20 protein-coding genes are annotated in these 21,232 nt (G+C 71.4%); 5 read left to right on the top strand and 15 right to left on the bottom strand.

What is annotated here, in order from left to right; translation table 11 throughout:
• Positions 1-91: 91 nt before the first annotated feature.
• The 7 genes from ACFYW7_RS32705 to ACFYW7_RS32675 form a co-directional block, all read right to left on the bottom strand.
• Positions 92-550 carry a hypothetical protein gene (locus tag ACFYW7_RS32705; RefSeq protein WP_389509022.1) on the bottom strand — a complete coding sequence of 153 codons (459 nt, stop codon included), beginning with the start codon at positions 548-550 and terminating at the stop codon, positions 92-94.
• A 231-nt stretch (positions 551-781) separates the two neighbouring features.
• On the bottom strand, positions 782-2,209 hold the full coding sequence (locus tag ACFYW7_RS32700) for an NAD(P)/FAD-dependent oxidoreductase (protein WP_389509020.1): 1,428 nt from the start codon (positions 2,207-2,209) through the stop codon (positions 782-784).
• A gap of 30 nt (positions 2,210-2,239) precedes the next feature.
• Positions 2,240-3,040, bottom strand: coding sequence for an ABC transporter permease (locus ACFYW7_RS32695; RefSeq protein ID WP_389509018.1), 801 nt, complete (start codon positions 3,038-3,040; stop codon positions 2,240-2,242).
• Positions 3,041-3,970, bottom strand: coding sequence for an ABC transporter permease (locus ACFYW7_RS32690; protein ID WP_389509016.1), 930 nt, complete (start codon positions 3,968-3,970; stop codon positions 3,041-3,043).
• Positions 3,970-5,121 (bottom strand): ABC transporter ATP-binding protein, encoded by a 1,152-nt coding sequence (locus ACFYW7_RS32685; RefSeq protein ID WP_389509147.1) that lies wholly within the window; start codon positions 5,119-5,121, stop codon positions 3,970-3,972. The genes ACFYW7_RS32690 and ACFYW7_RS32685 overlap by 1 nt, the downstream gene beginning before the upstream one ends.
• Before the next feature lie 5 nt (positions 5,122-5,126).
• A complete protein-coding gene (locus ACFYW7_RS32680; RefSeq protein ID WP_389509014.1) occupies positions 5,127-6,374 on the bottom strand; it encodes a spermidine/putrescine ABC transporter substrate-binding protein in 1,248 nt (415 codons plus the stop codon).
• A gap of 76 nt (positions 6,375-6,450) precedes the next feature.
• A complete protein-coding gene (locus ACFYW7_RS32675) occupies positions 6,451-7,977 on the bottom strand; it encodes a gamma-aminobutyraldehyde dehydrogenase (RefSeq protein ID WP_389509012.1) in 1,527 nt (508 codons plus the stop codon).
• Between the two features lie 208 nt (positions 7,978-8,185).
• Here ACFYW7_RS32675 and ACFYW7_RS32670 point away from each other — a divergent pair, with 208 nt between their 5' ends.
• Positions 8,186-8,737 carry an NADAR family protein gene (locus ACFYW7_RS32670; protein WP_389509010.1) on the top strand — a complete coding sequence of 184 codons (552 nt, stop codon included), beginning with the start codon at positions 8,186-8,188 and terminating at the stop codon, positions 8,735-8,737.
• A gap of 223 nt (positions 8,738-8,960) precedes the next feature.
• On the top strand, positions 8,961-10,493 hold the full coding sequence (locus tag ACFYW7_RS32665; protein ID WP_389509145.1) for an MFS transporter: 1,533 nt from the start codon (positions 8,961-8,963) through the stop codon (positions 10,491-10,493).
• A 204-nt stretch (positions 10,494-10,697) separates the two neighbouring features.
• Here the strand turns inward: ACFYW7_RS32665 and ACFYW7_RS32660 are convergent, their stop codons facing one another.
• Positions 10,698-11,813 (bottom strand): DUF4190 domain-containing protein, encoded by a 1,116-nt coding sequence (locus tag ACFYW7_RS32660; protein WP_389509008.1) that lies wholly within the window; start codon positions 11,811-11,813, stop codon positions 10,698-10,700.
• Positions 11,814-11,960: 147 nt separating this feature from the next.
• On the opposite strand from ACFYW7_RS32660, the gene ACFYW7_RS32655 reads away from it, so the two are divergent.
• The 3 genes from ACFYW7_RS32655 to ACFYW7_RS32645 all read left to right on the top strand — a co-directional run bounded on the left by ACFYW7_RS32655 (position 11,961) and on the right by ACFYW7_RS32645 (position 15,171).
• Complete coding sequence (locus tag ACFYW7_RS32655) at positions 11,961-13,088, top strand: adenosine deaminase (protein ID WP_389509143.1); 1,128 nt, start codon at positions 11,961-11,963, stop codon at positions 13,086-13,088.
• A 17-nt stretch (positions 13,089-13,105) separates the two neighbouring features.
• Positions 13,106-13,789: a glycerophosphodiester phosphodiesterase gene (locus ACFYW7_RS32650; RefSeq protein WP_389509005.1), complete on the top strand. Its 684-nt coding sequence runs from the start codon at positions 13,106-13,108 to the stop codon at positions 13,787-13,789.
• Between the two features lie 230 nt (positions 13,790-14,019).
• A complete protein-coding gene (locus ACFYW7_RS32645) occupies positions 14,020-15,171 on the top strand; it encodes a serine hydrolase domain-containing protein (protein ID WP_389509003.1) in 1,152 nt (383 codons plus the stop codon).
• A 13-nt stretch (positions 15,172-15,184) separates the two neighbouring features.
• On the opposite strand, the gene ACFYW7_RS32640 is transcribed toward ACFYW7_RS32645, so the two are convergent.
• The 7 genes from ACFYW7_RS32640 to ACFYW7_RS32610 all read right to left on the bottom strand — a co-directional run bounded on the left by ACFYW7_RS32640 (position 15,185) and on the right by ACFYW7_RS32610 (position 21,222).
• Positions 15,185-15,715 (bottom strand): hypothetical protein, encoded by a 531-nt coding sequence (locus ACFYW7_RS32640; RefSeq protein ID WP_389509001.1) that lies wholly within the window; start codon positions 15,713-15,715, stop codon positions 15,185-15,187.
• Between the two features lie 63 nt (positions 15,716-15,778).
• Positions 15,779-17,143 carry an FAD-dependent oxidoreductase gene (locus ACFYW7_RS32635; RefSeq protein WP_389508999.1) on the bottom strand — a complete coding sequence of 455 codons (1,365 nt, stop codon included), beginning with the start codon at positions 17,141-17,143 and terminating at the stop codon, positions 15,779-15,781.
• Positions 17,144-17,679: 536 nt separating this feature from the next.
• Positions 17,680-18,189, bottom strand: coding sequence for a hypothetical protein (locus tag ACFYW7_RS32630; RefSeq protein ID WP_389508997.1), 510 nt, complete (start codon positions 18,187-18,189; stop codon positions 17,680-17,682).
• Positions 18,173-18,664, bottom strand: coding sequence for an RNA polymerase sigma factor (locus ACFYW7_RS32625; protein WP_389509141.1), 492 nt, complete (start codon positions 18,662-18,664; stop codon positions 18,173-18,175). Before ACFYW7_RS32625 ends, ACFYW7_RS32630 begins: the two co-directional genes overlap by 17 nt.
• 151 nt (positions 18,665-18,815) lie before the next feature.
• Entirely contained in the window at positions 18,816-19,427 is a 612-nt protein-coding gene (locus ACFYW7_RS32620; protein ID WP_389508995.1) for a class F sortase, read from the bottom strand.
• Complete coding sequence (locus ACFYW7_RS32615) at positions 19,424-19,828, bottom strand: sortase-dependent protein (RefSeq protein WP_389508993.1); 405 nt, start codon at positions 19,826-19,828, stop codon at positions 19,424-19,426. Before ACFYW7_RS32615 ends, ACFYW7_RS32620 begins: the two co-directional genes overlap by 4 nt.
• Before the next feature lie 203 nt (positions 19,829-20,031).
• Positions 20,032-21,222 carry a PotD/PotF family extracellular solute-binding protein gene (locus tag ACFYW7_RS32610; protein WP_389508991.1) on the bottom strand — a complete coding sequence of 397 codons (1,191 nt, stop codon included), beginning with the start codon at positions 21,220-21,222 and terminating at the stop codon, positions 20,032-20,034.
• Between the last annotated feature and the right edge of the window lie 10 nt (positions 21,223-21,232).

The raw sequence follows: 21,232 nt of genomic DNA, 5'->3' as shown, positions 1-21,232 counted from the left end.
GTGGAGCGCGCCCAACTTGGTCCAGACCAATTCGCTTGTCAAGACCTCTGACAGGCGCCGGGCTTTCGGACGGCGATCGGGCACGGCCCTCTCACGGCCGCCGGTCCTCGTTCCGGGCGAGGCCCGCCGCGGCCTCGTGCATGGCCAGTTCGAGCAGGGCCGGGTCCGTGAGCGTGCCCGAGCCGTCCGGCGGGACCAGCCAGCGGACCCCGCCGGTCGACCGTCCCGGGTACGGCACGACGATCCAGGTGCCGTGGCCGGCCGTGCGCACCCCGGTGCCGAGCCACCGGGCCGCGGTGCCCGGGGGCACGAGGAATCCCATCCGCGCGTCGCCGAAGTCGACGAGCACCGGCCCTGGTTGGTCGATCACCCGGGTGAGCACGTCGAGCGTCGGATAGCCGAGCCGGGCGGGCAGGATGAGGACGTCCCAGGCCCTTCCCGCGGGCAGCAGCGCGATCCCGCGGGGATTGCGCTCCCACTGCCGGCGACAGGCCTCGGGGTCCGGAGCCACGGATGCCAGCCAGTCGACCGCCGCCTTGGGCCCTGTCATGACGGAACCTCCCTCTCGTGTCGACGCCGATCGCGTCACAGGGGAGAGGGAGGTTCGGGCCGGGCATTACGCGGGTTCCGGCGATCGGTCGGCCGTGAACCGGATCACGCCGCCGGAGCCGGACGCGCGCACGTCGCTCCCGCAGCGGACCGGACGCGTGCCGGAGTCCCAGGCCCTGTCGTCCCCTTCCCGCCTGCCCCGCGGGCGACGACGGGAAGGCGACGGCAGGACCTAGCTGTCGAAGCCCAGGCCCAGCTTGTCCATCGTCCTCAGCCAGAGGTTGCGCCGGCCGCCGTGGGTGTCCGCCCGGGCCAGCGACCACTTGGTGAGCGCGATGCCGGTCCAGGCGAACGGCTCGGGCGGGAACGGCAGCGGCTTCCTGCGGACCATCTCCAGCTCGGTGCGTTCCGTGCGCTCCCCCGCCAGCAGGTCGAGCATCACCTCCGCGCCGAACCGGGTGGCGCCCACACCGAGGCCCGTGTAGCCGGCCGCGTAGGCGACCTTGCCCCGGTGGGCGCTGCCGAAGAACGCCGAGAACCGGGAGCAGGTGTCGATCGCGCCGCCCCAGGCGTGTGAGAAGCGGACGCCCTCCAGCTGCGGGAAGCAGGTGAAGAAGTGCTCGGCGAGCTTGGCGTACGTCTCGGGACGGTCGTCGTACTCGGCGCGCACCCGGCCGCCGTACGGGTAGATCGCGTCGTAGCCGCCCCACAGGACGCGGTTGTCGGCGGACAGCCGGAAGTAGTGGAACTGGTTGGCCGAGTCGCCGAGCCCCTGGCGGTTCTTCCAGCCGACGGAGGCGAGCTGGTCGGCGGTGAGCGGTTCGGTCATCAGCGCGTAGTCGTAGACCGGGACGGTGTACGACCGGACGCGCTTGACCAGGTTCGGGAAGATGTTGGTGCCGAGGGCCACCCGGCGGGCGCGGACCGAGCCGTACGGGGTGCGGACGGCCATGCCCGCGCCGGACGGCTTCAGGTCGAGGGCGGGCGTGTGCTCGTACACCCGCACCCCGAGTTCCACGCACGCGCGCTTGAGGCCCCAGGCCAGCTTGGCCGGGTGGAGCAGGGCGACCCCGCGGCGGTCGTGCAGTCCGGCCAGGAAGGTCGGGGAGTCGACCTGTTCCCGGACGGCCCCGGCGTCGAGGAACTCGATGCCGTCGGCGAAGCCCCGGCGCTCCAGCTCCTGGTGCCACTCGCGCAGTTCGGCCGCCTGGTGCGGCTCGGTGGCGACGTCGATCTCACCGCTGCGCTCGAAGTCGCAGTCGAGGGAGTAGCGGGCGACGGCCGCCTCGATCTCGTCGAGGTTGCGGGCGCCCAGCTCCTCCAGTTTCCCGATCTCGTCCGGCCAGCGGGTGAGCCCGTTGGACAGACCGTGGGTGAGGGAGGCGGCGCAGAAGCCTCCGTTGCGGCCCGAGGCGGCCCAGCCCACCTCGCGGCCCTCCACCAGGACGACGTCCCGCCCGGGGTCGCGCTCCTTGGCGATCAGCGCGGTCCACAGTCCGCTGTAGCCGCCGCCGACGACGAGCAGGTCGCAGGTCTCGGCGCCGGTGAGCGCGGGCTCGGGGTGGGGTCTGCCGGGATCGTCCAGCCAGTACGGGACCGGCTGGGCGTCGGAAAGGGATTTCGTCCACTGATTACCACGGGTCATGGCGCTTGGGGCCATGATTTCAACTCCCTACAAGGGTGACGAGCGTTATGCCTTCTGCCTGTTCCGGCGATTTCCGATGACCATTCCGGACAGGACGAACAGGACGGCGACGAGGAACATGGCCGTACCGATGACATTGATCTGGACGGGTGTTCCGCGCTGTGCCGAACCCCAGACGAACATGGGGAACGTGACGGTCGAGCCCGCGTTGAAATTGGTGATGATGAAATCGTCGAAGGAGAGCGCGAAGGCGAGCAGCGCGCCCGCGGCGATCCCGGGTGCCGCGATGGGCAGGGTGACCCGCAGGAAGGTCTGCGCCGGGCCGGCGTAGAGGTCCTGGGCCGCCTGCTCCAGACGCGGGTCCATCGACATGACCCGGGCCTTGACGGCTGTCACGACGAAGCTGAGGCAGAACATGATGTGGGCGATCAGGATCGTCCAGAAGCCCAGCTGGGCGCCCATGTTGAGGAACAGGGTGAGCAGCGAGGCGGCCATGACGACCTCGGGCATCGCCATCGGCAGGAAGATCAGCGAGTTCACGGCGCCGCGTGCGCGGAAGCGGTAGCGGACGAGCGCGAAGGCGATCATCGTGCCGAGTGCGGTGGCCCCGATCGTCGCCCAGACGGCGATCTGGAGGCTGAGCCCGAGCGAGCCGCACATGTCGGCGACACCGCACGGGTCCTTCCAGGCGTCCGTGGAGAACTGCTGCCACTCGTAGTTGAAGCGCCCCTTCGGTTTGTTGAAGGAGAACACCGTGACGACGACGTTGGGCAGCAGCAGATAGGAGAGCGTCAGCAGTCCCGCGATGACGACGAGATGACGCTTGAGCCAGTTGACGAAGGGCATTTAGACCAGATCCTCCGTCCCGGACCGGCGGATGTAGACCGTGACCATCAGAAGGATCGCGGCCATGAGGATGAAGGAGAGCGCGGCGGCCGTCGGATAGTCCAGGATCCTCAGGAACTGGGTCTGGATGACGTTGCCGATCATGCGGGTGTCGGTCGAGCCGAGGAGTTCCGCGTTGACGTAGTCACCGGCCGCCGGGATGAAGGTCAGCAGCGTTCCGGAGACCACGCCCGGCATCGACAGCGGGAAGGTGACCTTGCGGAAGGTCGTCCAGGGTCTGGCGTACAGGTCGCCGGCGGCCTCGTGCAGCCGGCCGTCGATGCGCTCCAGCGAGGTGTAGAGCGGCAGGATCATGAACGGCAGGAAGTTGTACGTCAGACCGCAGACCACCGCCAGTGGTGTCGCCAGGACGCGGTCGCCCGCGGTCCAGCCGAGCCAGCTGGTGACGTCGAGGACGTGCAGCGTGTTGAGCGCGCCGACGACCGGTCCGCTGTCGGAGAGGATCGTCTTCCAGGCCAGGGTGCGGATCAGGAAGCTGGTGAAGAACGGGGCGATCACCAGGATCATGATCAGGTTGCGCCAGCGGCCCGCCCGGAAGGCGATCAGATACGCCAGCGGGTAGCCGAGCAGCAGGCACAGGACCGTCGCGGCGGCCGCGTAGGACACCGAGCGCAGGAACTGCGGCCAGTACTCGGTGAGCGCGTCCCAGTAGGTCGCGAGGTGCCAGGTGACCTTGTAGCCCTCCTCCAGGGAGCCCGTCTGCACGGACGTGGAGGCCTGGTAGATCATCGGCAGCGCGAAGAAGACGACCAGCCACAGCAGGCCGGGCAGCAGCAGCCAGTACGGGACGAGACGGCCCCGCTTCCTGGGCGGCTTCGCGGCGGGCCGCGGCGCGAGCGGTGGCGCTTCGGCCTCGGTGACGGTGGCCATCAGGCGGCCGCCTCCTCGACCGTTTCGACGCCCGCGTCGATGTCCTGGTCGGCGTCGAGGCCGAAGGTGTGCGCCGGGTTCCAGTGCAGGACGACCTCCGCGCCGGGGGCGAGCCGGGAGTCCCGGTCGACGTTCTGGGCGTAGACCTCGAACTCGGGACAGACGGCGCTGTCGATGACGTACTGCGTGGAGACGCCGATGAAGCTGGAGTGCGCGATCCTGCCGGTGATGCGGTTGCGGCCGGCGGGTATCTCGCCCGCGTCGTCGGCGTGCGTGAGGGAGACCTTCTCCGGGCGGACCCCGACCAGCACCTTGCCGCCGGTCGTGGCGGGCGCGGAGCAGCGTGCCCCGGGGAGCACCAGTCCGCCGCCGCCCGCCTTGAGCACGATGTCGTCGCCGCTCCTGGAGCCGACCTCGGCCTCGATGAGGTTCGAGGTGCCGAGGAAGTTGGCGACGAACGTGGTCCGCGGGTTCTCGTAGAGGTCGGCGGGCGCGCCGAGTTGCTCGACCCGGCCCGCGTTCATCACGGCGACGGTGTCGGCCATGGTCATGGCCTCCTCCTGGTCGTGCGTGACGTGGACGAAGGTGATGCCGACCTCGGTCTGGATCCGCTTGAGCTCCAGCTGCATCTGGCGGCGCAGCTTGAGGTCGAGGGCGCCGAGGGGCTCGTCCAGGAGCAGTACCTTGGGGTGGTTGATCAGCGCGCGGGCGACCGCGACACGCTGCTGCTGGCCGCCGGAGAGCTGGTGCGGCTTCTTGCGCGCCTGCTCGCCGAGCTGGACGAGGTCGAGCATGTCCTCGACCTGCTTCTTGACGCTCTTGATCCCGCGCCGGCGCAGGCCGAAGGCGACGTTCTCGAAGATGTCCAGGTGCGGGAAGAGGGCGTACGACTGGAAGACGGTGTTCACCGGCCGCTTGTAGGGCGGCAGGTGCGTCACCTCCTGGTCGCCGAGGTGCACGGTGCCGGAGGAAGGTTCCTCCAGACCGGCGATCATGCGCAGGGTGGTGGTCTTGCCGCAGCCCGAGGCGCCGAGCAGGGCGAAGAAGGAGCCCTGCGGCACGGTCAGGTCGAGCGGCTGCACGGCGGTGAAGGCGCCGTAGGTCTTGCTGATCCCGGTGAGGCGGACGTCGCCGCTGTTCTCTGTAGTCATCATCGTCACGCCCCTGTGAGCTTCGCGAACTTCTCTTCGTAGGCCGTCTCTTCCTTCTGGCTCAGCGCGCGGAAGGAGTGGGACGTGGCCTGCATGGCCTTGTCGGGGACGATCAGCGGGTTGTTCGCCGCGTCCTGGTCGATCTTGGCAAGGTAGGGCTTCACGCCTTCGACCGGAGTCGCGTAGTTGATGTACGCGGCGAGCTCGGCGGCCTGCTCCGGCTCGTAGTAGAAGTCGATCAGCCGCTCGGCGTTCGTCTTGTGACGCGCCTTGTTGGGGACCAGCAGGTTGTCGGTCGACGTCATGTAGCCGCTGTCCGGGATGACGAAGTCGATGTCCGGGCTGTCGTTCTTGAGCTGGACGATGTCGCCGGCCCAGGCGACACAGGCCGCGATGTCGCCCTTGGTGAGGTCGGACGTGTAGTCGTTGCCCGTGAAGCGGCGGATCTGGCCCTTGTCGACGGCCTTCTGGAGCCGGGCGATGGCCGCGTCGTAGTCGTCGTCGGTGAACGTCGCCGGGTCCTTGCCCATGTCGAGCAGGGTCATGCCCATGGTGTCGCGCATCTCGGACAGGAACGAGACGCGGCCCTTGAGCTTCGGGTTGTCGAGGAGGTCGGAGACCGACTTCACCTCGACCCCGTCGAGCGCCTTCTTGTTGAAGGCGATGACCGTCGGGATGCCCTGCCACACGTACGAGTAGGCGCGGCCCGGGTCCCAGTCCGGGTTGCGGAACTGCGGGGACAGGTTCGTGTAGGCGTGCGGCAGGTTGGACGGGTCGAGCTTCTGGACCCAGCCGAGGCGGATCACGCGCGCGGCCAGCCAGTCGGTGAGCACGATCAGGTCGCGGCCGGTCGCCTGGCCGGCGGCGAGCTGCGGCTTGATCTTGGCGAAGAACTCGTTGTTGTCGTTGATGTCCTCGGTGTACTTGACCGAGATACCCGTCCGCTTGCGGAAGGTCTCCAGCGTCGGGTGGTGCTTGCCGCTGTCGTCGAGGTCGATGTACTCGGTCCAGTTGGAGAAGTTGAGGGTCTTCTCCTTGGCCGAGTGGTCCTCCGACGAGACGCTGCCCTGGGTCTTGCCTGCCGCGGGTATCCCGCAGCCGCTCAGCGCCCCGAGTCCGCCGACGGCCAGCGCGCCGCCCGCCGAGGCGCGCAGCAGTGAACGGCGGGTGAGGGCCGCCCTGCCGTTCCGGAAGCTGCGCCGCATGGCGGCCAGTTGCACCGGGGACAGGCGTTCGGGCTCGTACTGCTCCATGCTCTGATGCCCTTTCGGAAGGGTCGCGGCCGTGGTCGCGGCCTGGTCTGCCACAGGGCCGTAGCCGGTCGATCGGCTACGGCCGGTCCCCGAAGACCGTGCGGTGCCAGTCCTTCCTGGCGACCGCGGTGTTGTCGAACATGACGTGCTTGACCTGCGTGTACTCCTCGAAGGAGTAGGCGGACATGTCCTTGCCGAAGCCGGACGCCTTGTAACCGCCGTGCGGCATCTCGCTGATGATCGGAATGTGGTCGTTGACCCACACGCAGCCCGCCTTGATCTCGCGCGTCGCGCGGTTCGCCCGGTACACGTCGCGGGTCCAGGCGGAGGCGGCGAGTCCGTACGGTGTGTCGTTGGCCAGCGCGATGCCCTCGTCGTCGGTGTCGAAGGGGAGCACGACGAGCACCGGTCCGAAGATCTCGGCCTGCACGATCTCGCTGTCCTGCCCGGCGTCCGCGACGAGCGTGGGCGCATAGTACGCGCCGCTCTTGAGGTCTCCCTGTGGGGCCTCGCCACCGGTGACCACGCGCGCGTAGCCGCGGGCCCGGTCGACGAACCCGGCGACGCGGTCGCGCTGGGCGTGCGAGATCAGGGGACCGAGGTCGGTGCCGGAGGCGAATGGATCACCGACGCGGACGCTCGCCATCAGGGCACCGGTGCGCTCCACGAACGCTTCGTAGAGGGGCCGCTGCACGTACGCGCGCGTGGCGGCCGTGCAGTCCTGGCCCGTGTTGATGAGCGAACCGGCGACCGCGCCGTGCACGGCGGCCTCCAGGTCCGCGTCGTCGAAGACCAGGAACGGGGCCTTGCCGCCGAGTTCCAGGTGGAGGCGCTTGACGGTCGAGGTGGCGATCTCGGCGACACGCTTGCCGACGGCGGTCGAGCCGGTGAAGGAGGTCATGGCGACGTCGGGGTGCCCGACGAGGTGCTCACCGGCCTCCTTGCCCAGTCCGGTGACGATGTTGACGACACCGTCCGGGATGCCGGCCGCGGTGGCCGCCTCGGCGAACAGCAGGGAGGTGAGCGGGGTCGGCTCGGCCGGTTTCAGCACGATGGTGTTGCCGGCGGCGATCGCCGGGAGGATCTTCCAGGCGGCCATCTGGAGCGGGTAGTTCCAGGGCGCGATGGAGCCGACGACACCGATGGGTTCACGGCGCACGTACGAGGTGTGGTCGCCGGAGTACTCACCGGCCGACTGGCCCTGCAGGTGCCGGGCGGCGCCCGCGAAGAACGCGGTGTTGTCGATGGTGCCCGGCACGTCGAACTCGCGGGTCAGCTTGAGGGGCTTTCCGCACTGCAGCGACTCGGCCTGGGCGAACTCCTCGGCCCGCTCGGCGAGCACGGCGGCGAAGCGGTGCAGGGCGTCGGACCGCTCCCCCGGGGTGGCGCCCGACCAGCCGGGGAACGCGGCGCGGGCGGCCGCGACGGCCGCGTCCACGTCGGCGGCGCCCGCCAGCTCGTACGTGTACACCTCTTCGCCGGTGGCGGGGTTCACGACCGCGTGCGTGCGACCGGAAGTGCCCTTGCGGAGACGGCCTCCGATGTACTGCGCGCCGTCCGCGAGGCGGTCCTGCGCCTGGAAGCGATGGCCCGGTTTGTGCATGTCGCTCTCCTCCGCCGTCCTCCCCGTCGGGACGGGGGTCGGCGTAGCTCCAGCTCGATTTGAGTGCCGATCCTGACAGAGCGAAGGGACTCCAACAAGTGATTCCGTTGTTGCCTTTTGGTTACGCGACGGAATCCTTCGACCAGGTGTCGAGTCATGATGGAAAAGGGGGGACGGAATGTCAGTGGTGCGTGTCACAGTGGCGTGCATGGGGAAGATCGACACGCAGGAAGCACTGGTCAAGGCGGTTCAGTCGGGGAAGCGGGTGAAGTACCTGCACTTCTGGGGGCACCGCCCGAGAGCGGACGGCCAGATCGGTTCGAGCTGTCTCAGCCAGTGGTGGCCGTCACCGTTCGTGGTCGACGGTGTCCGGTACGCGACGGCCGAGCACTGGATGATGGCGTCCAAGGCACGGCTGTTCGGCGACGCGGAGGCCGAGCGCGCGGCGCTTGACGCGGCGAGCCCCGCGGCGGCGAAGAAGGCCGGGCGGCTGGTGCGCGGCTTCGACGACGGCGTCTGGGGTCGCGAGCGGTTCGCGATCGTGGTCGAGGGCAGCGTCCACAAGTTCGGCGCCCACCCCGGGCTGAAGGCGTTCCTGCTGGGCACGGGCGGGAGAGTGCTGGTCGAGGCGAGCCCGATGGACCGGATCTGGGGCATCGGACTTGCGGCGACCGACGAGGGGGCGTCGGATCCCCGCCGCTGGCGGGGGCCCAATCTCCTCGGCTTCGCCCTCATGGAGGCACGGGAACGACTGCGGTAGGACCGGTCCGGCGATCGGCGGCGAAGACCGCGGATCGCCCGTCCGCGGCGGTGCCGGGGCCGGCCGGTGAGCCCTCGGGACCACCGTCCGGTGGTGGCGGGCTGCGGATGCGAAGCCGGGCGGGGCGGCCGAAGATGTCCGTGTGAGTGCCACCGATGCGGCGGGGAACAAGGCCGCTACCACAGCGCCAGGCCCGCCGAACCAGTCACTGGCCCTCGCGGCCATGCTCTTCGCGGTCTCGATGACGTTCATCGACCAGACGATCGTCTCCATCGCGGCGCCGGACATCGTCCGCGAGCTGGGGCTGTCGACGTCCGGGATGCAATGGGTGGTGAACTCCTACCTGTTGTCGCTGGCCGCGTTCTTCGCCCTCGGCGGGCGGCTGGCGGATCTGCTCGGCCCACGCCGCGTCGTCGTGGCCGGGACGCTGGTGTTCGTCGTCTCCTCGGTGCTCTGCGGGTGTGTGCCCGAGGGCGACTTCGCGCAGACCTGGATGATCATTTTCCGCTCGACGCAGGGCCTGGGGGCGGCGCTCCTCTTTCCCGCCGCACTCGCCGTGGTCGTGGCCGTGTTCCCGGTGGAGCGGCGCGGCCGGGCCCTCGCCCTGTTCTTCGGGCTGTCCGGAGCGCTGACCGCCATCGGCCCGCTGCTGGGCGGCTGGCTCACGGCGTGGACCTGGCGGGCGATCTTCTGGGTGAACGTGCCCGTCGCCGTCGTGGCCCTGGTCCTGACCCTGCTGGCGCACATTCCCGACCGGCGGCGCGACGAGCCCCTGGACAGCCCCGGAGCCGTGCTGATCGCGGTCGGCATGGGGCTGAGCGTGCTCGGGTTCCAGCAGGCGTCGGCCTGGGGCTGGGACAGCCCGGTGACCTGGACCTGCATCGTGGGCGGTCTGGTGGTCCTCGTCGTCTTCTGGCGTTACGAGCGGGGCAGACGCCACCCGTTGGTCAACCTCGCGGTCTTCCAGGACAAGGCGTTCACGGTGGACGCCCTGGTGCTCTTCTTCGCCATGCTCGCCTTCGTCCCCGTCTTCTTCTTCGCCTCGGTGTACGCGCAGGTCTCCCTCAGCGCCTCCCCGGACCAGGCGGCGCTCTACCTGCTGTACTTCTTCGCGGGCTTCGCGATCGCCTCCCAGTGGGGCGGCCGGATGCTGGACAAGCAGGGCGCCCGGGCGCCGCTGAAGATCGGTACCGCGCTGGGCGCCGTCGGATTCGCCCTGTGGGCGAACAAGTTGACCGACCTGTCCATGCACGACCAGTGGCCGTACGTGGCCCTCGCGGGCGCGGGCATCGGTTTCATCCTGGCGCCCGCGTCCACGGACGCCGTCAACCGGGCCATCGGAGCCTCGTACGGCGAGGTCACCGGCGTCACGCAGACCGTGCGCAACTACGCGGCGAGCGTGGGCCTGGCCGTGTTCGGGACGATCCTCACCCATCAGACGACGGAGAAGGTCGTGTCGACCCTCCGGTCCCAGGGCCTTTCCCCGGGCGAGGCCCACGGAGTGGCCAGGGACATCGCCGAGGCGGTCACGGGCAATGCCGACGCCCGGCAGCCGACCGGCACCGGGCGGGCCGCGGAGGCGATGCGCGACACGATGGCGAGTGTGCGGATGGACTTCGCCGAGGCCAACCAGTGGGTCTTCAACGGCATGGCCATCGCGCTCGCCGTCGGATTCCTCTGCGCCGTGCGCCACCCCGGAGACAAAGGCGCCGGAACCGCCGGAGCCGTCGGCGACGAAACCCCGAAAGCCGTCTGACCGGGCCCGTGACCCGGCCGTAGGGCCCGCACCGGTGTTCGGTCCGGCGTCCGACGGCCTGCCGGAACCGACCGGAGGGCCGGCCAGGGGCGGGGCCTGGTCCGCCGGGAGCCGTTCCCCGGCAGAACGGGAGACCCCGGGGGCCGGTGCGGCGGGACGCGTTCGTCGCAGGACTTCGCGGCGCCCCGCCGTCCGGGCCGCGGGCTATCGCCGGTGCGTCACCAGGGAGGTGGAGAAACCGTCGTCGCCGAACGGGTCGTCGCTGTCGTCGTCGTAGTTCGACACGACGGCGATGAAGACGATCAGGGCGACGGCCAGGACGACGCCCACGGCTCCGCAGATCACTCCGGCCAGCGCCTGGCCCGGATTCGTCGCCTCACCGCGGCGCGCCTTGGCCCGGCCGATCAGGCCGAAGATCACCGCGAGCACGCCCAGCACGATCGCCAGCGGCCACGCGCAGAACAGGACCACCGCGATGATGCCCAGCACCAGACCGGCGGTCCCCATGCCGTTGCTCGGGGCGGGCGTCAGGGGCCAGCCGTAGCCCGGTCCGCCCGGGTAGGCGGTACCGGGGTGGGGGGCGCCGTACTGCGGATATCCGTAGCCCGGGCCGTACGAGAGCGGGCCCGGGCCGCCGGGGGCGATCGGCGGCGGGGGGACGAACTCGCCCGGGGCGGGCCGCGGGTACGGGGTGTGGGCCCCCGGCGGCGCGAAGGGGTTGTCCGGGGAGGGACCCCCGGGAATTCCGGGTCCCGGCGGGACGGGTGCGCCGGGAAGCGAGGTCATCGTCGGCAGGCCGTGCACCGGAGGAGGTGTGGGGTTCTGCCACGCGCCTCCCCGCGCGCTCCCGGCGGGTGAGGCCATCTCCTCGGGCGGCGCCCAGGGGTTGGGCTCGGACTCCCCGGTGGCGCCCTTCCCGAGGGAGACCCGGGTGTCGGGGGCGGCGGCGAAGGGCGCGGTGTTCCGCCCGGGGACGGAGTCCGTCGGACCGCCGTCGAACGCGCTGTCCGCGCCGCTCGCCGCCCGAGGGGCGACAGGGGCGGAGCCGGAGGCCAGGGCGGGGCCGGAATCCTGGGCGGGGGCGGAGGTGTCGACGAGGGTGCGGTCGGCCGCGGGTCTCGCCTCGGCTCCCGCCTCGGGTATCACCCCCGGTATCGCGTCCGCCGGTTCGGCGCCCGGCGTCGAACTCGCGGCGAGGGACTCCCCCGGCTTCGGCGCCGGGTCCCCCTCGCCCGGCGCGGCCCACACGTTCCCCTGGCCGGGCGGAATCCACGCGCCCTCGTCGTGCGGCACTTCCGGCCTCCGGGCGTCGTCGGACATGCGCGAGGTCCCCTCTCTCCTGAGTGACGTCATGCTACGGCCCGGGCGCGGCCGGTGGATCTCCGTCGCGCGGCGGCCGACGCCGGGGGTGCCGGACGCGCCGGACCCGCACCCGCGGGGGCCGCCGCCTACGATGATCCCCGAGTCATCGATCAGCCGATCACCCGCGTCCCGCCGCGCACGACCCGCGGACGCCGTTCCGGGGAGGAACCCTTGACCGAGCACATCACCGCACGCGACGACGCCCGCGACCTGCACTCCTTCATCGCCGGGCTGCCGAAGGCCGAACTGCACGTCCACCACGTCGGTTCCGCCTCCCCGCGCATCGTGTCCGAGCTCGCCGCCCGCCACCCCGACTCCCGGGTGCCGACCGACCCCGAGGCGCTCGCGGACTACTTCACGTTCACGGACTTCGCCCACTTCATCCAGGTGTACCTGTCCGTCGTCGACGTCATCCGCACCCCCGAGGACGTGCGGCTGCTGACGTACGAGGTGGCCCGGGACATGGCGCGCCAGCAGGTGCGCTACGCCGAGCTGACGATCACTCCGTGGTCCTCCACCCGGCGGGGAATCGACGAGCGCGCGTTCATGGACGCGATCGAGGACGCCCGCAAGGCCGCCGAGGCCGAGTTCGGTGTCGTCCTGCGCTGGTGCTTCGACATCCCGGGCGAGGCCGGTCTGGAGGCCGCCGAGGAGACCGTGCGGCTCGCGACCGACGACCGGCTGCGGCCGGAGGGGCTCGTCTCCTTCGGGCTCGGCGGCCCCGAAGTCGGTGTACCGAGGCCGCAGTTCAAGCCGTACTTCGACCAGGCCCGCGCCGCGGGACTGCGGTCGGTGCCGCACGCCGGGGAGACGACCGGCCCGGAGACCGTCTGGGACGCGCTGAACTTCCTCGGTGCCGAACGGATCGGCCACGGCACGAGTTCCGCGCGGGACCCGAAACTGCTCGCCCATCTCGCCGAGCACGGCATCGCCCTGGAGGTCTGCCCGACCTCGAACATCGCCACCCGCGCGGTCCGCACCCTCGACGAGCACCCCGTCAAGGAGTTCGTGGCGGCCGGGGTGACGGTCACCGTCAACTCCGACGACCCGCCGATGTTCGGCACCGACCTCAACACCGAGTACGCGGTCGCCGCCCGCCTCCTCGGCCTCGACGAGCAGGGGCTGGCGAAGCTCGCCGGGAACGCGGTGCGGGCGTCGTTCCTCGACGCGGCGGGCAAGGCGCGGCTCGCCGCGGAGATCGACACGTACACCGCGACCTGGCTCGCCCTCTGACCCAGCACAATGGCCACATGCGCACCGTGACCGCAGTCGCCCACCGCGGCGACCCCTACCGCGTCCGCGAGAACACGACCGACTCGTTGCGTTCCGCGCTCCACCGGGGCGCGGACGCCGTCGAGATCGACGTACGGCTGACCCGCGACCGCGTACCCGTACTGCTGCACGACGAGACGCTCAAACGCCTGTGGGGACACGACCGGCCGCTGGGCTCGCTCTCCCTCGACGAGGTGCGGGGGCTCACGGCGGACGGGGTGCCGACGCTGGCGGAGGCCCTCGGGGCGACCGGGGACACCCGGGTCCTGATCGACCTTCCGGGTTCGCCGGGCGCGAGGGTCGTGCGCGAGATCGTGGACGTGGTGCGGACCTGCGGGGCGGCGGAGCGGGTGTACTACTGCGCCGCGGCCCCCGCCATGCTCGCGGTGCGGGCCGTCGACCCGTCGGCGGAGATCGCGCTGACCTGGACGACCCTGGCACCGCCACGCCCGACCCTGCTCGACGCCGTGAAGCCGCGCTGGCTCAACTACCGCTTCACGCTGGTGGACCGGGACCTCGTGGACCGCGTCCACCGCGACGGCCACCTGCTCTCCGTGTGGACCCCGGACACCCGTCGCTCGATGCGCCGGCTGCTCGACGTGGGCGTCGACTCGATCACGACCAACCGCGTCGACACCCTGATCTCGCTGCGCGGGAACTGAGCCACCCGGACCGGCGGCCGGACCCCCGGCCGCCGGTCGTCGTCGGGGTGTCCGGGCGGGCGCCCGGACGTCCGGCGCGGAGGTCGTCGGCACACGTGACGAGCTGCCCCTTAGGGGTGCCCCTCGCCCGGACACCGGGGTCGGTGCCCTCCCTGTTGAGGATCCGCGGGGCCAGGTGCCGCCGGAGGATGATCCGTGTTCACCCGGCGCCTCGCCCTCAGGAGCACACGATGTCCTTACGCCGCCCAGCAGTCGCCCTCGCCGCCGCCCTGGCTCTCGGTCTCGCGGCCGGACCGTTGGGCGCCCCGGCCCTCGCATCCCCCGCCACCGCGCCGGCACGGACGGCGGCCGGACCCGACGCCGCCGCGCTGCGCGCCGCGCTCGCCGGGCTCCCGGACACGGACGCGACGGCGGCCCTCGTACGGGTCGGCGGCAGCGACGGCACCTGGCGCGGCAGCGCGGGGGTGCACGACCTGGAGAGCGGACGGGCGGCCGATCCGGGCGCCCGCTTCCGCGCCGGTTCCACCACGAAGGTCGTCACCGCGGCGGTCGTCCTCCGACTCGCGGCCGAGGGCCGGATCGGGCTGGGGACCCCCGTGCAGAGGTACCTCCCCGGGCTCCTGCCCGCGGACTTCGAGCCCGTCACCGTACGGCAGTTGCTCAACCACACGAGTGGCATCCAGCCCGGTGACGGCTTCGGCGACACGTTCGAGGACGTGTACGCGCACCGCTTCGACACCCTCACGCCACGCGCGGTCGTGGCCTCCGCGACGGCCAAGGGACCGGAGTTCACGCCGGGTGCCCGACAGCACTACCTGAACATCAACTACACGGTGCTCGGCCTGCTGATCGAGAAGGTGACCGGGCACACGTACGCGCACGAGGCGGAGCGGCGGATCCTGCGGCCGGCGGGGATGCGCGACACGTACTTCCCCGGCACCGACCCGCGCATCCGCGGCCGGCACAACCACGGCTACCAGGCGGTGCGGCGGGCCGACGGCACGACGACGTTCGTGGACGTCACCGACTGGAACCAGGCCGACCGCTGGGCGGCCGGCGACATGATCTCCACGACCGCCGACCTGGAGCGCCTGATCACGCGGCTGTTCCGGGGCGACCTGGTCCCGGCACGGCAGTTGGAGGAGATGTTCACCGTGCCCTCGGACATCAAGGGCGCCGACATGAGCGCCGGACTCCAGCGCTTCGCGTACGGGGGCCGGGTGTACTGGCTCAAGTCGGGTGCCCGGTACGGCTACAGCGCGCTCGTCGCGGCCACCCGGGACCTGTCCCGCACCCTCGTGTACTCCGTCGGTTCCACCGACGCCAAGAGCGAGTCGACGAACCCGGTGTCCCAGCGGATCGGGCTCGCGGCACTCAGCTAGCGGGCACGGCCGCTCAGGTGGTGGCGGGCACCTGAGCGGTCACCCGGTCCGCGGTGAGCGCCTCCAGGCGCTTGATCCTCTTCCGTACGACGTACAGGGGGATCACGCCGAAGACTCCGAAGGACATGTCGATGACCGTCCACCAGAAGGGAATTCCGCGGATCGGTCCGCAGACCAGGGCCAGCGGGACGATACCCGCGCAGGCGATCATCCCGAACTCGACGACCCAGATGTTGCGGACCGGGTCGCGGTACGGGCCGTAGAAGGCGACCGCGATCACCAGGTGCGCGAACGCCAGCCAGTCCGTTCCGTAGAGCAGGAACGGGTATTGGGCGTCGGCGGTGTCCAGGCCGTCGCGGACCCGTTCGATCCAGTCCATCAGGGCGGGCAGGTGCTCCGGCACGGACAGGGCCCTCAACAGGTCCTCGGTCCAGTGGAGTTCGTGCACCAGCGGGAAGGCCGTGGCGCCACTGAGCACCAGGCTGACGACGAAGAAGGCAAGCCACGCGCGGATGCCCTTGAGCAGGGCGGCTCTGTCGCTCATGCCGGTAGCGTACGCCCCGACTTGAACGCGTTCAAAACCGCCCCGCCCAGGGGCTCCGGTGACTCAGGCGCCGCTCTCCCGCAGCATGTCCTCGCGCTCGACGAGCTTCACGCGCGCCCGGCCCTGCGGTTCGCCCAGCGCCTTCTCCGCGGCGTCCAGCCGGTACCAGCCGTCCCACGTCGTGAAGCGCACGTCCCGCTCGCCGAGGAAGGCGTCGACGGCCTCCGGCTCGGGCGAGGAGGGCGTGAGCAGACGGCCGTTGGCGTGGTCGTCGAGCAGGCTGGCGACCGTCTCGTTGGCGTCGCCCTTGGTGTGGCCGATCAGGCCGATGGGGCCGCGCCGGATCCAGCCGGTGACATAGGTGGACGCCAGGTGGTCGCCCGAGTCCTCCAGGACCCGGCCGGCCGCGTCCGGCACCGTGCCCGAGTCGACGTCCCAGGGCAGCTTGGGCAGGCTGTCGGAGAGGTAGCCGACCGCGCGGTAGACCGCCGTGACGTCCCAGTCCTTGAACTCGCCGGTGCCCTTGACGTTCCCGGTGCCGTCGAGGGCGGTGCGCTCGGTGCGCAGGCCGACGACCTCGCCGTTCTCGCCGAGGATCTCGGTGGGCGACTCGAAGAAGTGCAGGAACAGCTTGTGCGGGCGGTCGCCGGCGTCGCGGATCGCCCAGTTCTCCAGGGTCTTGGCGACCATGTCGGACTGCTTGTTGCCGCGCCGGGTGGCGATCGAGCCCTCGTCGTAGTCGATGTCCTCGGGGTCGACGATGACCTCGATGTTCGGCGAGTGGTCGAGCTCGCGCAGCTCCATCGGGCTGAACTTCGCCTGCGCCGGGCCGCGGCGGCCGAAGACGTGGACCTCGAGGGCCTTGTTGGCCTTGAGCCCCTCGTAAACGTTCGGCGGGATCTCGGTGGGCAGCAGTTCGTCCGCGGTCTTGGCCAGGACGCGGGCCACGTCGAGGGCGACGTTGCCGACACCGAGGACGGCGACCTTCTCCGCCTCCAGCGGCCAGGTGCGCGGAACGTCCGGGTGACCGTCGTACCAGGAGACGAAGTCGGCGGCGCCGTAGGAGCCGTCGAGGTCGACGCCGGGGATGTCGAGGGCCCGGTCGGCCGTGGCGCCCGTGGAGAAGATCACCGCGTCGTAGAAGGCGCGCAGATCGTCCAGGTTGATGTCGCGCGGGTAGTCGACGTTGCCGAAGAGGCGGATCTGCGGCTTGTCGAGCACCTGATGAAGGGCGGTGATGATGCCCTTGATCCGGGGGTGATCGGGGGCGACGCCGTAGCGGATGAGACCGAACGGGGCCGGCATCCGCTCGAACAGGTCGATGGAGACACCGGGCTCGGCGGCCACTGCGGATTTCAGCAGCGCGTCGGCGGCGTAGATTCCGGCGGGGCCGGCTCCGACAATGGCTACCCGCAGAGGGCGAGGCATGATCAGGTTCCCTTCGAGCAGGGGCGGGGGACTCGACGGGAAGCCTAAACTGAGGCAAACCTAAGTCAGTAGGCGGGTCCAGGCTATGACCTCATAAGGCCGACTTATGGGTAATGAAGGCCCGGTTTATGGGTGGGGAGAATCCACCGCGCCCGGAGAGCGGCGCGGGAGCCCACGGGCCGGGCGGGGCGGGAGCCAGAGGCCCGGCGGGACAGGACGGGCGGCCTGGGGAGCAGGGGCCCGACGGGCGGTCCCGACGACGAGGTCCCGCCACGGATCCGCCGCCCACCGCTCGCGAGCGGCCGCCCGCAGGCCGGTCGCCGCGGTCTTCTCGGTCACCCTCGGCCGCCTCGGTCGCCTCGGTCGCCCTGGCCGCCTCGGTCGCCCTGGCCGCCTCAGTCACCCTGGCCGCCTCGGTCACCCTGGCCGCCTCGGCCGACGGTCCGTCCGTCCGGCCGCAGTTCTACCACCCCGTCGGGATCGCCGGGGCACGGCACCCCCGGCACTGCCTCCCGCCGCCCCACCGTCCGGCCGCCCTACCGCCGGCCCGCCGTCGAAGGGACGGGGTTCGCCCCGGTGCGGACGGCGGACGGCTCGACCGACGCGGCGGTCGGTGGCGCCGAGGGCGACCGGGTGCGGACGGGCGAACGGGTCGGGTCGGTCGAGGTGGGCGCGGTCCTCGGGGCCGAGGTCCGTTCGGGGCGGGCGCTCGGTCCCGGGCCGGGGGTCCTTTGCCCGGGCGAGGCCGACGGGGTGGGCCCGGTCGACGGACCGCTCGCGGGCGGCGGGGCCAGCGGGACGACCGGGGACACCGGCGTCGCCGGCGCCGTCGACCGGAGCGGCAGCGCGACGAGGAGACCGACGGCACACGCCAGACCGACTCCGGCTCCGGCCGCGGCGCGCAGCAGCCGACGACGGGCCGCGCCCCGACGGATCGCCTCGTAGCGGCCTGGCGGTGGGCCGAGGTAGTCGGCGGGCGGCCGCATGATGACGGCGAGCGGGTCGTCCGCGTCGAAGTCCGGACCGTCGTCAGCGTGTGTGATCAAGACTCCTCCTCAGGTGGGCGCGGAGCAGTTCGCGGGCCGCGTGGAGATCGGCCTTGACGGTTCCCTCCTTGCGCCCGGTCAGCGCGGACACCTCCCGGATCGGCATGTCAGCGTAGTAGTGCAGCAGGATCGGGACGCGCAGCCGTTCGGGAAGCGACTGCACGAGCAGGCGTACGGACGGATCGTCCTGTTCGTTCCGGGGGCCGATGGTCATCTCGGCGGTGGCCCGACGCACGGCCCGGCGTTCCCGCTCCAGCTTGCGCCAGTGGTCCCGGACGAGGTTGGCCGCCGTGACGTAGAGGAACCCCCGCGGCTCGGCCACGGAGGTCCAGCGGGCCCAGAGCCGGGTGAACGCCTCCGAGGCGATCTCGTGGGCCGTCCCGTCGTCGTCGACGAGACGGCGGCACCAGCCGGCGAGGCGGGGGTAGAGGGCGGCGAACAGCTCGGACGCTGCCTTCTCACGGGACCCTTTCACCATTCTCCATGGTCGTGACGGCACTCGAGGGGAAGGATCCCGGACCGCGGGCACGCGGCCCGTCGGCCCAGGATCCCGCCTCCGGGTCCACGGGGGACCCGGAGGCCGCGACGCGCGGCGCGGTCGCGGGGGTGGGGCGGCCGGTCGCGGGTCACGGGTTCGCGGTGCTCAGCGTCGCGAAGACGATCACGTTGTCGAGGTATCCGCCCGCGGATCGCGGACCACCGCAGGTGATGAGCCGCAACTCCGGGCGGTCCACGTCGCCGTAGACCGCGTCCGCCGGGAAGTCGGCCTTGGCGACGGTGCGTACGGCGTCGACGGAGAACACCGCGGACCCGCCGTTCTCCAGACGTGCCTCGATCCGGTCTCCCCGGCGCAGACGGTCGAGGTGGCGGAAGACGCCGTCGCCGTGGGCGCCGACCGTGACATGACCGAGGATCACCGACGGACCCTTCTGACCGGGCGTCGGGGAGTGCCGGTACCAGCCGGCCCGGTCGTGCGCGGTGATCGGGGGCACCTGCACGCTGCCGTCCGGGGCCAGCCCGAGCCGCATGACCGGGGTGTCCACCCCGATGGCCGGTATCCGCAGCCCGACCGGGACCGAACGCCCCAGCTCGCGCGGCGGCTTCGCGGCCGGCGGCGAAGGCGGTGGCGTGCTCCCGGGCCGCGCGGTCGCGCCCCCGTCGGCCGGACGGCCTCCACAGCCCGCGAGCAGCGCGGCGGCCGCCGCGCCCACGAACGCGCGCCGGGAGAGGGACGTCACGCCCCGGTCACCCGCCGACGGCGTACGACGAAGACGGCCGCGCCCCCGAGGGCGAACGCCGCCGCGGCACCGCCGCCGATCACCCCGTCGCGCCCCTCGGACCGTGCCGCCGTCGGCGCGACCCCGGTGTCGGGCGCTCCGCTCGGCCTGACGGAGACCTGGACCGGGGTCGGCGCCTCCGTCGGTTCGGCGCTGGGGGCGGCGGAGGGCGCCCGGGTCGGTTCGGCGCTCGGGACGGCGGAGGGCGCCCGGGTCGCGGCGGGACTCGCCGGCGTCGGCTCGGCGCCGGTGCTCGGCCGGCTCGTACGGCTCGGGGACGTCCCGTCGGCGAAGGCGGGCACCGTGCCCACCAGCACGGCGGTGCACGCGAGTGCCGTGGCACTGAAGACGATTCGGCGCATGGTTCTTCTCTCTCGTCGGTCCGCCCGCCACTCGGAGCGGCGGGCTGCGTTGTGGATCGAGCGGAGAGACGAGGGAGCACGGGACGGGGTTGTAAAGGGATGGCAAAGGCACGCCGGGGGTCACGGTCGGCGGCCGGATCAGTGGTCGACGGGGCTGCGGGGAACCCTCAACGGCAGGGCCGCGCGCCGGGACTGACGAGGGTTCACAGGCCGGCGATCGCGTTCCAGCGCTTGGCGAACTCCGTGCGTTCGGTGGAGGTGATGTCGCGGGCGATCGCGAGGCGCTCGCGCATGGTCGCGTCCGGGAAGATCAGGGGGTCCTCGGCGAGGGCGGCGGTGTCCTTGTCCTTGGAGGAGGCGAGGACATCCTGGGCGGCGGGGACCGGGCAGACGTAGTTGACCCAGGCTGCCAGCTCGGCGGCGACCTCGGGCTCGTAGTAGTAGTCGACGAGCTTCTCCGCGTTGGCCTTGTGCCGGGCCAGGTCGGGGATCATCAGCGACTCGGCCCACAGCTCGGCGCCCTCCTCGGGGACGACGAAACGGATGTCGGGGTTGTCGGCCTGGAGCTGGATCACGTCGCCCGAGTAGGCCTGGCAGGCCAGGACGTCACCACCGGCGAGGTCCTTGATGTAGTCGTTGCCCGTGAAGCGGCGGATCTGGCCGCCGCGCACCTGCTTCTCGACCTGGTCGCACACCTGGTGGAAGTCGTCCGCCCGCCACCTCGTGATGTCGACCCCGTTGCCCTGCATGAGCAGCGCGAACGCCTCGTCCAGACCGGACAGCAGGGTGACCCGGCCCTTGAGGTCGTCGGCCCACAGGTCGGACACGTGCTTGATCTCGCGTCCGAGCTTGCGGTGGTTGTACGCGATGCCGGTGATCCCCGACTGCCACGGCACGGAGGACTTGCGTCCGGGGTCGAAGGCGGGTGAACTCAGCAGCGGGTCCAGGTACTTGATGACGTTCGGCTGCCGTGAGCGGTCCATCTCCTGGACCCAGCCGAGCCGCACGAAACGGGCGCACATCCAGTCGCTGATGACGACGAGGTCGCGGCCCGTCCGCTGGTGGTTCATCAGGGACGGGCTGATCTTGCCGAAGAACTCGTCGTTGTCGTTGATCTCCTCGATGTAGTCGACGGAGATCCCGGTGCGCTTCTCGAAGGCCTCCAGGGTCGGCCGACTGGTCGTGTCCTCGTCGTCGGTGTCGATGTACAGCGGCCAGTTCGCCCAGGTCAGCCGCTTGTCGGCGGCCGATTCGTCGGTTCCGGCCCGGTCACCGGGGCCCACGTACGCCGCCGGCACCCCGCACCCCGCCAGGGCTCCGAGCGCGGAACCCCCGCCCAGGGCGCGCAACAGGGACCGGCGGGACAGGGGCGAGGTCTTCCGATTCACGGGCACGCGCGAAGCA

Source organism: Streptomyces sp. NPDC002580, from assembly GCF_042889485.1.
In the GTDB taxonomy this organism is placed as follows: domain Bacteria; phylum Actinomycetota; class Actinomycetes; order Streptomycetales; family Streptomycetaceae; genus Streptomyces.
The sequence above is the reverse complement of the archived record's forward strand: the minus strand, read 5'-3'. Positions and strand labels throughout refer to the sequence as shown.

Bases quoted from the DNA above. Each gene is read 5' to 3' on its own strand.
- ACFYW7_RS32705 (WP_389509022.1), bottom strand. From the start codon at position 550: ATGACAGGGCCCAAGGCGGCGGTCGACTGGCTGGCATCCGTGGCTCCG.
- ACFYW7_RS32700 (WP_389509020.1), bottom strand. From the start codon at position 2,209: ATGGCCCCAAGCGCCATGACCCGTGGTAATCAGTGGACGAAATCCCTT.
- ACFYW7_RS32695 (WP_389509018.1), bottom strand. From the start codon at position 3,040: ATGCCCTTCGTCAACTGGCTCAAGCGTCATCTCGTCGTCATCGCGGGA.
- ACFYW7_RS32690 (WP_389509016.1), bottom strand. From the start codon at position 3,970: ATGGCCACCGTCACCGAGGCCGAAGCGCCACCGCTCGCGCCGCGGCCC.
- ACFYW7_RS32685 (WP_389509147.1), bottom strand. From the start codon at position 5,121: ATGACTACAGAGAACAGCGGCGACGTCCGCCTCACCGGGATCAGCAAG.
- ACFYW7_RS32680 (WP_389509014.1), bottom strand. From the start codon at position 6,374: ATGGAGCAGTACGAGCCCGAACGCCTGTCCCCGGTGCAACTGGCCGCC.
- ACFYW7_RS32675 (WP_389509012.1), bottom strand. From the start codon at position 7,977: ATGCACAAACCGGGCCATCGCTTCCAGGCGCAGGACCGCCTCGCGGAC.
- ACFYW7_RS32670 (WP_389509010.1), top strand. From the start codon at position 8,186: ATGGGGAAGATCGACACGCAGGAAGCACTGGTCAAGGCGGTTCAGTCG.
- ACFYW7_RS32665 (WP_389509145.1), top strand. From the start codon at position 8,961: ATGCTCTTCGCGGTCTCGATGACGTTCATCGACCAGACGATCGTCTCC.
- ACFYW7_RS32660 (WP_389509008.1), bottom strand. From the start codon at position 11,813: ATGTCCGACGACGCCCGGAGGCCGGAAGTGCCGCACGACGAGGGCGCG.
- ACFYW7_RS32650 (WP_389509005.1), top strand. From the start codon at position 13,106: ATGCGCACCGTGACCGCAGTCGCCCACCGCGGCGACCCCTACCGCGTC.
- ACFYW7_RS32645 (WP_389509003.1), top strand. From the start codon at position 14,020: ATGTCCTTACGCCGCCCAGCAGTCGCCCTCGCCGCCGCCCTGGCTCTC.
- ACFYW7_RS32640 (WP_389509001.1), bottom strand. From the start codon at position 15,715: ATGAGCGACAGAGCCGCCCTGCTCAAGGGCATCCGCGCGTGGCTTGCC.
- ACFYW7_RS32635 (WP_389508999.1), bottom strand. From the start codon at position 17,143: ATGCCTCGCCCTCTGCGGGTAGCCATTGTCGGAGCCGGCCCCGCCGGA.
- ACFYW7_RS32615 (WP_389508993.1), bottom strand. From the start codon at position 19,828: ATGCGCCGAATCGTCTTCAGTGCCACGGCACTCGCGTGCACCGCCGTG.